General features: G+C 58.4%; 1 pseudogene. It reads right to left on the bottom strand.

The features are described 5' to 3' along the window. Positions 1 to 536, bottom strand: a pseudogene (locus CKO11_RS17325) (FAD-NAD(P)-binding protein); the annotation flags it as partial.

Here is a 536-nt window from a genome sequence, read left to right as displayed (position 1 = left end):
GCCACGGTATCGCGCCGAAGGCAATGCGCCCGCGAACGGCGTCAGGCGCATTTAAGGTGTAATCCTCACCGACGTCCGGTATCTCTTCACCCGTGGCTTCCAGCTGTTTGCGCAGCGTCGGAAAGGGCAGATCTTTCGTTTTGAGCGGCTTTTGTCCGCGCGCATCAATAAACACGTCGAAACGGTAAACGGTCTCTTGTGTGGTGATTACCGTTCGATCGCTGCCAATGTCCAGCGTGTAATCGTCACCGAGCGTCGCCACGCTAATGATGCCGGCTTCGCGAAGCGCGAGCAGCCTGCGGATAGACTGCGGAGGAATGGCCGCATAGTTGTCGATGAATACGCGGGCGAGGCCTTGCTTAAAGCGCTCTCTGTCCCGTTCGCTGAGGTGGGGAACAATCTCCTGAACCACTTCATGCAGCCGAAGCACGGTATAGCGCCAGGCTACGGTGCGCCGCTCGCGTTTGTTCCGCTCCACCTCGTTGAGATTCTCTTCGGCCCAGGTAAAGGGGCCGTGCCGTTTACGATCCTCAAAC

Source organism: Rhodobacter sp. TJ_12 (assembly GCF_020023995.1).
In the GTDB taxonomy this organism is placed as follows: Bacteria; Pseudomonadota; Alphaproteobacteria; order Rhodobacterales; family Rhodobacteraceae; genus Rhodobacter.
This window is presented reverse-complemented; position numbering and strand designations above follow the sequence as displayed.